The sequence below is a fragment of the Vibrio sp. ZF 223 genome (assembly GCF_003050585.1).
GTDB classification, from domain to species: domain Bacteria; phylum Pseudomonadota; class Gammaproteobacteria; order Enterobacterales; family Vibrionaceae; genus Vibrio; species Vibrio crassostreae.
The window spans coordinates 1-12,637 of record NZ_PIGB01000020.1; the positions used below are offsets into that span (position 1 = coordinate 1).

A 12,637-nucleotide genomic window follows, 5' to 3' on the forward strand; every position below is an offset into this window, starting at 1 on the left:
ACATCCTGGGGCTGAAGTCGGTCCCAAGGGTATGGCTGTTCGCCATTTAAAGTGGTACGCGAGCTGGGTTTAGAACGTCGTGAGACAGTTCGGTCCCTATCTGCCGTGGGCGTTGGAAAATTGAAAGGGGCTGCTCCTAGTACGAGAGGACCGGAGTGGACGAACCTCTGGTGTTCGGGTTGTCATGCCAATGGCATTGCCCGGTAGCTAAGTTCGGAATCGATAACCGCTGAAAGCATCTAAGCGGGAAGCGAGCCTTGAGATGAGTTTTCCCTGGCGCTATAAGCGTCCTAAAGGGTTGTCGTAGACTACGACGTTGATAGGCAGGGTGTGTAAGTGCTGCGAGGCATTGAGCTAACCTGTACTAATTGCCCGTGAGGCTTAACCATACAACACCCAAGGGGTTTTGTGGACTCAATAGAAATACCAAACGCTTGAATGAGTTTGAAGAGAATTTAACAGCTTTCCAGATTATTTTGCCTTCAGTTTTTTAAAAACTGAAAGTAAAAGCAAAATTTGCTTGGCGACCATAGCATTGTGGACCCACCTGATTCCATGCCGAACTCAGAAGTGAAACACAATAGCGCCGATGGTAGTGTGGGGCTTCCCCATGTGAGAGTAGGACATCGCCAGGCTTTAATTTCGTTATTTGCATAGCAAGTAACAACCTCAACAGTGCACAAATCTGTTGATGACAATTTGTTGGAGGGATGGCTGAGTGGTCGAAAGCACCGGTCTTGAAAACCGGCAACCGTTAATAGCGGTTCTAGGGTTCAAATCCCTATCCCTCCACCACCATTGAAAAGCCCGCTGAGAAATCAGCGGGCTTTTTTCATATCTGTCGTTTAGAAAAACAAAAAGAGCACTAACGTGCTCTTTATCTGTGACTCTATCCCCGTTTGTTATCACTTATATATTCTTTAGTCTTGCAGATATTTTCCTTCGGCGACCTGCCAAAATGCTCTAATTAATGGGTTTTCTAACTGTGCTCTCTTGCAGCAAACACCCAACTCAAAGGGTTTGATGGGTTCTATCTTTAAACGGTCGACTTTATCTCTTACAGGGCTATTGTTAATCACCACATCAGGTGCAATTCCTACCCCACAACCTAGCGCCACCATACTCACTATCGCCTCATGGCCTGAAACTTGCGCGTATATGTTGGGTTTTATCTTCATCTTTTTGAACCATGCATTGGCACGTTCACGCGCCGTACCCGCTTCAGGGATGATAAAAGGCACTTCATTCCAGTTTGGCTTGTCAGACTGAAGTTGCTGGCTAAAGCTGCTGACACCTGATGGAATTATGACGGATAGTGGTATATCGCTAATCGTTTCGAATTCTAACCTTGAAGGAAGGATGTCCGGCTTCGCCGAGATAGCAATATCCGCTTCATCATTTAATATTTTGTCGATAGATTGAGCAGGATCGCCCGTAGAGAGCTTGAATTCAATATACGGGTGAATGGCTCTGAATTCAGTAATTAGTTCAGGTAAGTGACTGTAGCTAGCTGTTACTGAACAAAATATACGGATCTCACCTTTAAGCTCTTGCTCTCCACCTTTCAAATGAAGATTGTATTGCTGCCACTCTCCAACGATGCTTAATGCTACAGGCAATAGGTGTTTTCCTGCTGGGGTGAGATCAACACTGCGGTTGTCTCTGATAAGCAGTTCTTGTCCTGTTTCTTCTTCAAGCTTTTGTATCTGACGGCTCAGCGCTGAAGGACTGACATGCATAGCAGCAGCGGTTTTGCTGAAACTCTTGCTATCACATAAATGTATAAATAATTGTAGAGATTTTATGTTCATGTTTTGCGATCATTTCCATGTTGCATTTATTGCAATAACTAATTGTGAATATATCACTTTCAGCAATGGAGTGTCTGTTTTAGTATGAAGTCATTCGATAGAGAGATATCGACCTTACGGACTTATTTTTAAAGGAGTGCCCTAGAATGGCTAACTATTTCAATACATTAAACCTTCGTGAACAACTAGACCAACTAGGTCGTTGCCGCTTTATGGATCGTGAAGAATTCGCGACAGAAGCTGAATTTCTTGAAGGTAAGAAAATCGTAATTGTTGGTTGTGGTGCTCAAGGCTTAAACCAAGGTCTAAACATGCGTGATTCTGGTCTAGACGTATCTTACGCTCTACGCCAAGCAGCAATTGATGAAAAGCGTCAATCATTCAAAAATGCTGATGAAAATGGCTTTGTTGTAGGTAGCTACGAAACGCTAATCCCTCAAGCAGACCTAGTAATCAACCTTACTCCAGACAAGCAACATACAAATGTTGTTGAAACTGTAATGCCTCTAATGAAAGAAGGTGCTGCACTTGGTTACTCTCACGGCTTTAACGTTGTTGAAGAAGGCATGCAGTTACGTTCTGACCTTACGGTTGTAATGGTTGCTCCTAAGTGTCCTGGTTCTGAAGTTCGCGAAGAGTACAAGCGTGGTTTCGGTGTACCAACACTGATTGCTGTTCACCCAGAGAATGACCCTAAAGGTGAAGGCTGGGATATCGCTAAAGCTTGGGCTGCAGGTACTGGTGGTCACCGTGCAGGTTGCCTAGAGTCTTCTTTCGTAGCGGAAGTTAAATCTGACCTTATGGGTGAGCAAACTATCCTTTGTGGCATGCTACAAGCGGGTTCTATCGTATCTTACGAGAAGATGATTGCTGACGGTATCGAACCTGGCTACGCAGGCAAACTTCTACAATACGGTTGGGAAACGATCACTGAAGCACTTAAGTTTGGTGGCGTAACTCACATGATGGATCGTTTATCTAACCCAGCTAAAGTTAAAGCGTTTGAGCTTTCTGAAGAGCTTAAAGACCTAATGCGTCCGCTTTACAACAAGCACATGGATGACATCATCTCTGGTCACTTCTCTAGCACAATGATGGCTGACTGGGCGAACGATGACGTGAACCTACTAGGCTGGCGTGAAGAGACAGGCGAAACGGCATTCGAAAACTACCCAGCTTCTGACGTAGAAATCTCAGAGCAAGAGTACTTCGACAACGGTATCCTAATGGTTGCTATGGTTCGTGCAGGTGTTGAGCTAGCATTCGAAGCTATGACTGCATCAGGCATCATCGACGAGTCTGCTTACTACGAATCTCTACATGAGCTTCCACTAATCGCAAACACAGTTGCTCGTAAGCGTCTTTACGAAATGAACGTTGTAATCTCAGATACTGCTGAGTACGGTAACTACCTATTCGCTAACGTAGCAACACCGTTACTACGTGAGAAGTTCATGCCTTCAGTAGCAACTGACGTAATCGGCCGCGGTCTAGGTGAAGCATCTAACCAAGTTGATAACGCTAAGCTAATTGAAGTAAACGAAGCTATCCGTAACCACCCTGTAGAGTACATTGGTGAAGAGCTACGTAGCTACATGAGCGACATGAAGCGTATCGCTGTAGGCGGTTAATTAGTCGCTTAGATACTGATAAATTTGCAGAAAAAGCGAAGCAGTATCACTAACTCCTTACAGGTTGGAGTTATAAGTAAGCAACACAACATCTAATAAAAAGGCTTGGTCGCCGTTGACCAAGCCTTTTTGCTTTTAGTAACAAAGTCTTAAAAATCAATCAAATGAACATTGCTTGAGCAGTCTTCGTCGACTTTCAGGTCTTGATTGATCCTCAGAAATACAAAAGGGTTGGCGTTTTCACACCAACCCTTTCAGTTTTCTTGCTTTGCGCTTACTTATCGGCAATCTTTGCTTCTAAGTCAGCTAGCTTTTGTTCCATTTCAGTTAGCTTTTGGCGAGTGCGAAGCAGTACTTGTGTTTGAACATCAAACTCTTCACGGCTCACAACGTCTAGCTTGTTTAGTTGGCCTTGGATAACTTGGCGAACTTTTTGATCTACGTCTGAACCAAGCTCTTTTACTGGTTGAGGCATAGAATCGTGGATCTGCTTAGCAATCTGCTCTAGTTTTTTTGGATCAAACATATCAATTAAAACTCCTGAATATTTACCACTATTCTATTTAATCACACTTGAGATGTCGCCTATGGCGTATAAAAAAAGGCCACCGAAGTAGCCTTTTTATTGTTAATACGACTTAGCGATTACTTATTATCAGCTAATTCTCTGTGTGCCGCTTTTGCTTCATCGATGCGAGCTAGCTTTTCTAGGTCTTTGTCTTCTACAAATACAGGTAGAGGTTTGTGTTTTTCAGCCAAGTAGCTGTAAATCACTGGCAGTACAAATAGCGTGAAGATAGTACCAATCGCTAGACCAGCAACGATTACGATACCAATACTAAAGCGCTGAGCTGCACCCGCACCACTTGCGTACATCAGTGGGATTAGACCCGCGATCATCGCAGCTGTTGTCATCAGGATTGGACGAAGACGAACCTTCGCAGCTTCCATTACCGCTTCGATACGAGTCTTGTGATGATGCAACTGTTCTTCTTTTGCAACTTCACAGATCAAGATACCGTGCTTGGTAATTAGGCCGACTAAGGTGATCAAACCTACTTGCGAGTAGATGTTCATTGTTGCCGCACCCCAAGCCAGAGCTATTAGGGCACCACAGATCGCCAGTGGTACAGATACCATGATAACCAATGGATCTTTCAGAGATTCGAATTGAATCGCTAGTACCAAGAAGATGATAGCCAGTGCTAGACCAAAGGTCGCGTAAAGTGCGCTACCTTCAGTTACGTATTGACGTGCTTCACCCATGTAATCGTGGTTGTAGCCACTTGGAAGCTTATTCGCCGCCGTGTCTTCAAACCATGCAATTGCATCACCCATTGCAGCGCCTGGAGCAGGTACTGCACCAATCGTAGCTGAGTTCAATTGGTTGAAGTGAGGAAGAGAGCGAGGCTCTGCCACAACATCAATCGTAATCAAACTGCCTAATGGGACAGCATTACCGTCCGCAGCACGTACGTAGTAGTTATTCATCGATTCTGGGTTCAAACGGAATTTACGTTCAACCTGAGGGATAACCTCGTAAGAACGACCATTCAAGTCGATACGGTTTACGTAGCCATCTGACATCATGGTACCTAGCGTGATACCGATATCTTGCATGGTTACGCCGTATGCGCCCGCTTTATCCTTGTCGATGTGTACTTTCATCGTTGCTGAGTCGTAGTTCAGATCGAGATCCGAGTATACGAATAGTGGGTTTGTCGCTACATCAGTCAAAATGTCAGTGGTGATTTGGAACAAGCTTTCAAAACTGTTTGGCGTTGTAATAACAAACTGAATTGGAAGGCCAGAACCTGCACCTGGTAGTTCTGGCATTTGGAAGGCTGTTACTGCCATTCCTGGAACATCTTTCACCAAACCACCAACGCGGTTTGCTACCTCAGATTGGCTTGCTTCACGCTCACTCCAAGGAACCATAGATGCAATACCAAACGCTTGGTTTGCATTAGGAACTCCTGTGAACACCTGCGCGTAAGCGACTTCTGGCTGGTCAGACAGAATCTTGTTTACGTCGTTCATGGTATTTTGCATGAAGTCTAAGTTCGCATTAGATGGTGCAGTACCCATTAGCATGATTACACCTTTATCTTCTGAAGGTGCTAATTCACTAGGGATGAACTTGAACAACATCGGCAAACTTGCAAATACGATGATAGCAAAGCCAATAAATACTGGACGATGTTGCATTACCGCGCCAAGCATACGCTCGTAACGGTTAGTCATACCATCCAAAACGCTATGAACCTTCTGTTCAAACTTGCTCGGCTCAGCGTGAGCTTTCAGCATTTTTGAACACATCATTGGCGACAGCGTTAGTGCCACGATACCTGATACAAATACAGAACCGGCTAGGGTTAATGCGAACTCTTTAAATAGTGAGCCCGTGATACCGCCCATCATTGCGATTGGAGCGTATACCGCACCTAGCGTGAGTGTCATTGCGATAACAGGGACCGCAATTTCACGAGTACCGATGATCGCAGCGCGGAAAGGGGACTCTCCGAGCTTGATATGCCTGTCGACGTTCTCAAGTACCACGATCGCATCATCTACCACCAGACCGATGGCGAGTACCATTGCCAGTAGTGTCATCAGGTTCCAAGAGAAGCCCATCGCCTGCATTACCATTGCCACACCAATCAGAGATAGTGGGATAGTAACGATAGGGATCAGTACCGCTCGGAATGAACCTAAGAACAATGTGATTACGATTAATACGATTAATGCCGCTTCAAGAATTGTCTTGATAACTTCTTGAATTGACTCGTTAATCGCAATGGTTGAATCGTACATTACGTTCATTGAGATGTTGCTTGGAAGGTTCTTCTCTAGCTGAGGAAGAAGCTCAAGTACATCTGCAGCGATGTTGATTGGGTTCGCACTTGGTGCCGCATTAATTGCTGCAACAACCGCCTCCTGACCGTTCGCACTTGCACGATAAACGTCGTGGCTTTTCTCTAGAGAAACCTTAGCGATGTCAGACAGACGGATAATCTCACCTTCACCACTTCTAACGACTAAGTTCTCTAACTCTTCAGTGTTTGATACTTGTGTATCGGCACTGCCGTTATAAAGAACGAATTCGCCAGTAGCTTGACCTGTCGCTGACTGGTAGTTGTTGGCATTCAATACCGACATAACATCAGTAGCAGTTAGGTTAACAGCTGCCATTTTTGATGGATCTAGCCATACGCGCAGTGCGTATTTCATACCACCATAAAGGTCGACTTTAGATACACCATTTACCGTGAATAGTTGCGGGTTGATTACACGCTCTAGGTAGTCGGTAATTTGGCTCGACACCAACTCATCACTGGTAAAACCAATGTAGAGTACAGCTGTCGTTGAACCGGTAGACATGGTTACGGTTGGATCTTCTGCTTCTTTAGGAAGCTGAGAACGCACCGAGTTAGTCTTGGCCAGTATGTCAGACAGCGCCGCATTCGGGTCGGTGTTCAACTTCATGTTCACGGTAATAGTAGAACTACCGAGCACAGAAGAAGAAGTCATATAGTCGATGTTATCCGCTTGAGCCACAGCCTGTTCGAGGGGCTGGGTGATAAAGCCTTGGATAAGATCGGCACTTGCACCGTAGTAACTCGTGGTTACGGTTACGACGGTATTCGTCATTTCAGGGTATTCACGCACCTGCATTTTGAAGATTGCTTGTAAGCCAAGCAGCGCAATCAAAAAGCTGATGGATACCGCTAGAACTGGACGTTTAATAAAAACATCAGTAAAGCGCATTGTGCCTCCAGTTACAGCTTAGGTGTTTCAGATGGTGGAGTGATTGCATCACTTTCAACAACCTTAACTTTGGCACCGTTACTTAGACGTACTTGGCCAGAAGTTACAACCGTATCGCCGGCTTTAACGCCTTCAAGGATGTGTGCAATATCAGCTGTACGCTCACCTACTTTTACAACATGTTGAGCAACACGTTGAACGCCGTCTTCTTCAGTCAGGATGTAAACATTGTCACCGTATAGAGTGAAAGTAATCGCTGTTTGAGGCAGAGTTACTTGGTTCTCTAATTTAGGCAGAATGATGTTAGCGCGAGCGAACATACCGCTACGAAGCTTGCCATCATTGTTTGGAATGTCTGCTTGAACTTGGATAAGACCACTTTGGATGCTTACAGCTGGTTCAATTGCACTGATAGATCCTTCAAACGGTGTCTCTGGGTAAGCATCAACAAAGATGTCGATAGCCTGACCAACATTGATACGAGAGATATCAGTTTGAGAAACTGTGAAGCGCAGGCGCATCACACTGGTATCTTCTAAACGAACGATATCGGTACCCGATTGTAGGTATTGGCCTAGGTATACGTTACGAATACCAACAGTACCGTCGAATGGCGCGCGAATTTCACGACGCTCGATCGATGCTTTTAGGCTTTCAATGTCAGCAGATAGAGAGAAGTAGTTCGCTTCTGCTTCATCGTACGCTTCTTTAGAGATAGAACCTTTCTTGAATAGACCTTGGTAACGCTTGTATTTTGCTTTCGCAGCAGGCAAACGAGCTTCAGAACTCTTTAGGTTTGCTTTCTCTACGTCAGAATCAAGACGCACCAGTTGCTGACCACTCTTAACATCAGTACCTGACTCGAAAGAGATCTGGTCAATAACACCGCTGGTCTCGTTCGCTAGTGTCACACCTTGGTTAGGTTCGATGAAGCCGATAGCTTCAATCACTGGAACCCAGTCGATCGGCTGAACTTCAGTTACCGTTACTGGAAACTCTGGTTCAGGGCGGTTGGCCATATACTCAGCAATTTTTTGTTGTTTGAACATGTTAAACCCAATAACGCTGCCGAAAAGTAGTACAGCGATGAGTAACATGAAGAAAGTCCACTTTTTCATTATGGTCAAAACTCCGATCTAGTGTTTAATTATTGCGTCCCAACTGGCTTCGATTGCAGATTCTAGTTCTGCCTCATCAAGTTGGTAAAATCCTAAAGAATGCTTGCGTGCTAGAGAAACACTAGCCGCCAAGCTCAATCCACCTAATACTTCATTGTTAAGTGGTTTAAACAATCCTTGTTCCTTCCCCTCATTAAATAGCAGCTCAACTTGGGCAAACATTTTACGTTCTAGTTCCCTGAAGTTTAGGCTATTTGTGATGGGTAGAGAGTCATACTGAACTCGATTTTTTATTGCGGCTAAATTCGTTCCTGCTAAGTTCCATATGTTCAACCACATAGTACGGTAGCGTTGTTTAATTGGATCCGAATCATTAACCCCTTCTTGAACAGCATCAGCTACTCTTTGAGTCACGAGCATTCGAACATCTTCTATCAAGTGCTCTTTATCATCGAAGTAGCGATAGATAGTGCCTGCAGCCACTCCCGCTTCTTTGGCTAATTTTTGCATTGAAAGGCCTTGGAAACCGACCTCTGCAATTAGCTTTTCAGCTGCAGAAAGTATTTGCTGGCGTTTATCCCGAGGTGCATGAGTTGTCATATTTCAACCACCAATGAATGAACGTTCATTCATTATAGCCTAATAACCACACACATGTGCAACAAAGTTTTACATAATCAGCGTAAAAATCTTGTATAAGAGAACGTAGCATTCGTGCTGTTGCAGCATTATTATAGGCGCGCAATTGAATTCGCCCCTCTAGACCAAACTGAGAATCAAATGAAACTGAACCCAAGACAAGATGAAGCCGTGAAATATGTTTCGGGGCCCTGCTTAGTATTAGCGGGCGCTGGATCCGGTAAAACACGTGTTATCACGAATAAGATCGCTTACTTGGTTCAAGAGTGTGGCTATAAGGCGCGTAATATTGCAGCGGTAACCTTTACCAATAAAGCGGCACGTGAGATGAAAGAGCGTGTTGGTCAAACCTTAGGTAAAGGTGAGTCGAAAGGACTTATTGTTTCGACGTTTCACACCATGGGCCTAACTATTATTCGTCGCGAGTACAAAGCACTGGGCTTAAAAGCTGGCTTCTCTCTGTTTGATGACCAAGATCAGTTAGCTCTGTTAAAAGAGCTAACAGAGAGACAGATCGATGGCGATAAAGATTTATTGCGTGCATTGATGAGTGCGATTTCGAATTGGAAGAATGACATGCTGACGCCAGATCAGGCGAAAGCTCGAGCTCAAGGCGAACAAGAACAGCTTTTTGCATTCTGTTTTGAGATGTACCAGAAACAGATGAAGGCATACAACGCGCTCGATTTTGATGATTTGATTGCGATGCCTGTATTGTTACTGAAAACCAATCAAGAAGTGCGTGAGCGCTGGCAGTCGCGTATCCGCTATTTACTGGTCGATGAATACCAAGATACCAATACTAGCCAGTATGAGTTGGTTCGTCTGCTTGTTGGAGAGCGTGGTCGCTTGACGGTAGTAGGTGATGATGACCAATCTATCTATTCATGGCGTGGTGCAAAACCACAAAACTTGGTGTTGTTGGGTGAAGATTACCCGAATCTTCGTTTGATCAAACTCGAGCAAAACTATCGTTCAACCAGTCGAATCTTACGTGCAGCGAACATCTTGATCGCCAACAACCCACACGTTTATGAAAAGTCACTGTTCTCAGAGATCCCAGACGGTGAAAAGCTCAAGGTACTGAATGCCAAGAATGAAGAGCATGAGGCCGAGCGTATTACCGGTGAGATCATCGCTCATAAGTTTTTGAACCGTACTGAATATAAAGATTACGCAGTGCTTTACCGTGGTAACCACCAATCGCGCTTGATTGAAAAAGCCTTGATGCAGAACCGTGTGCCTTACAAGATCTCTGGCGGTACCTCTTTCTTCGCCAGAGCAGAAATTAAAGACATCATGGCTTACCTGCGTGTGTTGGTGAACCCAGATGATGACAACGCCTTCCTACGTATTGTAAACACACCGCGTCGTGAGATTGGTCCGGTGACGCTTGAGAAATTAGGCAGCTATGCCAACATGCGTGGTAAGAGCCTCTTTGAAGCCAGCTTTGAGATGGGCTTGGAGCAGACCCTGACGGGACGTGGTCTAGAAAACCTGCGCCGTTTCGGTGACTGGATTGTTCGTATCTCAGATAATGCTGAGCGTGGTAATACGGTTGAAGCCGTTCGCTCTTTGGTTCGTGACATCAACTACGAAGATTGGTTGTACGAAACCTCAGCGAGCCCGAAAGCCGCTGAAATGCGAATGAAGAACGTCTCTGATCTCTATAGTTGGATTGTGGCCGATCTTGAGGGTGACAACTACGACAAAGAAGAGAAAACCCTACGTGAGGTGGTTCAACGTTTAACGCTGCGTGACATGATGGAGCGTGGTGAAGATGATGACGACGCAGACCAAGTTCAATTAATGACATTGCACGCATCGAAAGGCCTAGAGTTCCCGTATGTATTTCTGATGGGTGCAGAAGAGGGCATCTTGCCACACCAAACCAGTGTCGATGAAGGCAACGTAGAAGAAGAACGTCGTCTTATGTACGTTGGGATTACTCGAGCTCAGAAAGAGCTGACCTTTACTAAGTGTCGTGAACGTCGTCAATATGGTGAATTGATTAAGCCAACACAAAGCCGCTTTCTAGACGAGTTGCCACATGAGGACGTTGAGTGGGAAAGCGTTAAGAAGCCTCAATCCGCTGAAGAAAGAATGGAAAAAGGGCAGGCACACATTGCGAATATTCGTGCGATGTTCAACAAGAAATAAAGCTCAGCTTTAATAGCACTATATTAGAAGCCAATAAAAAAGGTGACCATGAGGTCACCTTTTTTGAATCTGGCATTTTTAATTACAGATCGGTAAATTACAGACCGGCAATCATGTGCTCGATAGCATCTTTGATTTCATCGTCTGAACAGTCCATACATGAACCTTTCGCTGGCATCGCATTGAAACCGTTGATTGCGTGGTCAGCTAGGATGTCGCGACCTTGAGCAATACGAGGGCCCCAATCTCCAGCATCACCTGTTTTAGGTGCGCCACTTACGCCAGATGCGTGACAAGCGATACAAAAGGTACCGTAAACTGCTGCGCCATCACGAGGGCCTGTTGGTTCTGCGGCTACTGGCTCGCTGCCGACTAGGTAAACTTGGCCAACTGGTTTGATGCGTTCAGCAATTGCATCTTGCTCCGCTTCGCTAAGGCCTGCAGCCATTGCGCCAGTTGAAAAGGTTAAAACTGCGATGACAACGCTTAAAATTCGACGAGACATATCCATTAAACTCACTTTACATTCCCAAGGTAAGTACATGCTTACCAATTTATAGTGTTGGAAGGGTGTTTTGGCTTTAACCAGCAAAGAGCAACTGTTAAACCAATGTAAATAATGGGTGATTATATCCCGATAAGTTGTTGCAATAAACAACAACTTATAAGCTGTGGCGGGTTGTAGTACTCAAATAAGGGGTTTATCACATATTAACTGTCGAAAAAGAGACCAAACAGAAAAAAAAGTTAAAAAAGTACTAGACGGCATTGGGTGATATACGTATTATTCCACTCCGCCGACAGGGCATGCGCCTGTAGCTCAGCTGGATAGAGCGTTGGCCTCCGGAGCCAAAGGCCGAAGGTTCGAATCCTTTCAGGCGCGCCATCCGGTCTCTTACTTCGGTAAGTGAGAAATTGGCACAAAAGAAATAATGGTGGCTATAGCTCAGTTGGTAGAGCCCTGGATTGTGATTCCGGTGGTCGCGAGTTCGAATCTCGTTAGCCACCCCATTCTTTCTTTATAAAATATCGGTAGCTTCGGCTTCCTGTGTTGATTCACTATCCCAAGAATCGATACAAAATTAGTCGGTGAATAGCGCAGCTTGGTAGCGCATCTGGTTTGGGACCAGAGGGTCGGGGGTTCGAATCCCTCTTCACCGACCACTATTTCAATAATCGCTTTTAAGCGGTTATATAAAAAATTAGTGGTGGCTATAGCTCAGTTGGTAGAGCCCTGGATTGTGATTCCGGTGGTCGCGAGTTCGAATCTCGTTAGCCACCCCATTAATTTTGGTAACTTCTTTGAAGTTCCCAGTTTGAGAAATCAAACGAAATGTCTCGGTGAATAGCGCAGCTTGGTAGCGCATCTGGTTTGGGACCAGAGGGTCGGGGGTTCGAATCCCTCTTCACCGACCACCTTAAGAAAGCTCATCAGAAATGATGAGCTTTTTTTTCATCTGTAGATCACAGGTTGGAACCCAAGTGGGGTTCGCCTGATGTTCAAAGGATG

The 12,637-nt window shown here is 45.0% G+C and carries 8 protein-coding genes, 6 tRNA genes and 2 rRNA genes; 10 read left to right on the plus strand and 6 right to left on the minus strand.

Annotated elements, in window-relative coordinates:
• The 3 genes from CWO13_RS22970 to CWO13_RS22980 form a co-directional block, all read left to right on the plus strand.
• Positions 1-389, plus strand: a 23S ribosomal RNA gene (locus CWO13_RS22970); the annotation flags it as partial.
• Positions 390-519: 130 nt separating this feature from the next.
• Positions 520-635 (plus strand): 5S ribosomal RNA (rrf, locus tag CWO13_RS22975).
• 69 nt (positions 636-704) lie between these two features.
• A tRNA-Ser gene (locus CWO13_RS22980) sits at positions 705-795 on the plus strand.
• A gap of 125 nt (positions 796-920) precedes the next feature.
• Here CWO13_RS22980 and ilvY read toward each other — a convergent pair.
• On the minus strand, positions 921-1,811 hold the full coding sequence (ilvY, locus tag CWO13_RS22985; protein ID WP_048612410.1) for an HTH-type transcriptional activator IlvY: 891 nt from the start codon (positions 1,809-1,811) through the stop codon (positions 921-923).
• Between the two features lie 146 nt (positions 1,812-1,957).
• On the opposite strand from ilvY, the gene ilvC reads away from it, so the two are divergent.
• Positions 1,958-3,442: a ketol-acid reductoisomerase gene (gene ilvC / locus CWO13_RS22990; protein WP_048661257.1), complete on the plus strand. Its 1,485-nt coding sequence runs from the start codon at positions 1,958-1,960 to the stop codon at positions 3,440-3,442.
• A 274-nt stretch (positions 3,443-3,716) separates the two neighbouring features.
• Here ilvC and ubiK read toward each other — a convergent pair whose 3' ends face one another.
• The 4 genes from ubiK to CWO13_RS23010 all read right to left on the minus strand — a co-directional run bounded on the left by ubiK (position 3,717) and on the right by CWO13_RS23010 (position 8,928).
• Positions 3,717-3,968 (minus strand): ubiquinone biosynthesis accessory factor UbiK, encoded by a 252-nt coding sequence (gene ubiK, locus CWO13_RS22995; protein WP_009848085.1) that lies wholly within the window; start codon positions 3,966-3,968, stop codon positions 3,717-3,719.
• Between the two features lie 119 nt (positions 3,969-4,087).
• Complete coding sequence (locus CWO13_RS23000) at positions 4,088-7,210, minus strand: multidrug efflux RND transporter permease subunit (protein WP_102479088.1); 3,123 nt, start codon at positions 7,208-7,210, stop codon at positions 4,088-4,090.
• Positions 7,211-7,221: 11 nt separating this feature from the next.
• Positions 7,222-8,328, minus strand: a complete 1,107-nt coding sequence (locus CWO13_RS23005; RefSeq protein ID WP_065677334.1) for an efflux RND transporter periplasmic adaptor subunit — start codon at positions 8,326-8,328, stop codon at positions 7,222-7,224.
• A gap of 18 nt (positions 8,329-8,346) precedes the next feature.
• Positions 8,347-8,928 carry a TetR/AcrR family transcriptional regulator gene (locus tag CWO13_RS23010; RefSeq protein ID WP_017629442.1) on the minus strand — a complete coding sequence of 194 codons (582 nt, stop codon included), beginning with the start codon at positions 8,926-8,928 and terminating at the stop codon, positions 8,347-8,349.
• Positions 8,929-9,108: 180 nt separating this feature from the next.
• On the opposite strand from CWO13_RS23010, the gene rep reads away from it, so the two are divergent.
• Positions 9,109-11,127 carry a DNA helicase Rep gene (rep, locus tag CWO13_RS23015; protein WP_107899041.1) on the plus strand — a complete coding sequence of 673 codons (2,019 nt, stop codon included), beginning with the start codon at positions 9,109-9,111 and terminating at the stop codon, positions 11,125-11,127.
• Positions 11,128-11,224: 97 nt separating this feature from the next.
• Here rep and CWO13_RS23020 read toward each other — a convergent pair whose 3' ends face one another.
• A complete protein-coding gene (locus tag CWO13_RS23020) occupies positions 11,225-11,638 on the minus strand; it encodes a c-type cytochrome (protein ID WP_017069626.1) in 414 nt (137 codons plus the stop codon).
• Between the two features lie 298 nt (positions 11,639-11,936).
• On the opposite strand from CWO13_RS23020, the gene CWO13_RS23025 reads away from it, so the two are divergent.
• From CWO13_RS23025 to CWO13_RS23045, 5 genes are all read left to right on the plus strand, one after another.
• A tRNA-Arg gene (locus tag CWO13_RS23025) sits at positions 11,937-12,013 on the plus strand.
• Positions 12,014-12,062: 49 nt separating this feature from the next.
• Positions 12,063-12,138 (plus strand) — tRNA-His (locus tag CWO13_RS23030).
• 76 nt (positions 12,139-12,214) lie between these two features.
• A tRNA-Pro gene (locus tag CWO13_RS23035) sits at positions 12,215-12,291 on the plus strand.
• Between the two features lie 44 nt (positions 12,292-12,335).
• Positions 12,336-12,411, plus strand: a tRNA-His gene (locus CWO13_RS23040).
• 55 nt (positions 12,412-12,466) lie between these two features.
• Positions 12,467-12,543 (plus strand) — tRNA-Pro (locus CWO13_RS23045).
• Positions 12,544-12,637 lie beyond the last annotated feature (94 nt).

Excerpts from the sequence above, each read along its gene's own strand:
- rep (WP_107899041.1), top strand. The coding sequence starts at position 9,109 with ATGAAACTGAACCCAAGACAAGATGAAGCCGTGAAATATGTTTCGGGG.
- CWO13_RS23010 (WP_017629442.1), bottom strand. The coding sequence starts at position 8,928 with ATGACAACTCATGCACCTCGGGATAAACGCCAGCAAATACTTTCTGCA.
- CWO13_RS23000 (WP_102479088.1), bottom strand. The coding sequence starts at position 7,210 with ATGCGCTTTACTGATGTTTTTATTAAACGTCCAGTTCTAGCGGTATCC.
- ilvC (WP_048661257.1), top strand. The coding sequence starts at position 1,958 with ATGGCTAACTATTTCAATACATTAAACCTTCGTGAACAACTAGACCAA.
- ubiK (WP_009848085.1), bottom strand. The coding sequence starts at position 3,968 with ATGTTTGATCCAAAAAAACTAGAGCAGATTGCTAAGCAGATCCACGAT.
- ilvY (WP_048612410.1), bottom strand. The coding sequence starts at position 1,811 with ATGAACATAAAATCTCTACAATTATTTATACATTTATGTGATAGCAAG.
- CWO13_RS23005 (WP_065677334.1), bottom strand. The coding sequence starts at position 8,328 with ATGAAAAAGTGGACTTTCTTCATGTTACTCATCGCTGTACTACTTTTC.
- CWO13_RS23020 (WP_017069626.1), bottom strand. The coding sequence starts at position 11,638 with ATGGATATGTCTCGTCGAATTTTAAGCGTTGTCATCGCAGTTTTAACC.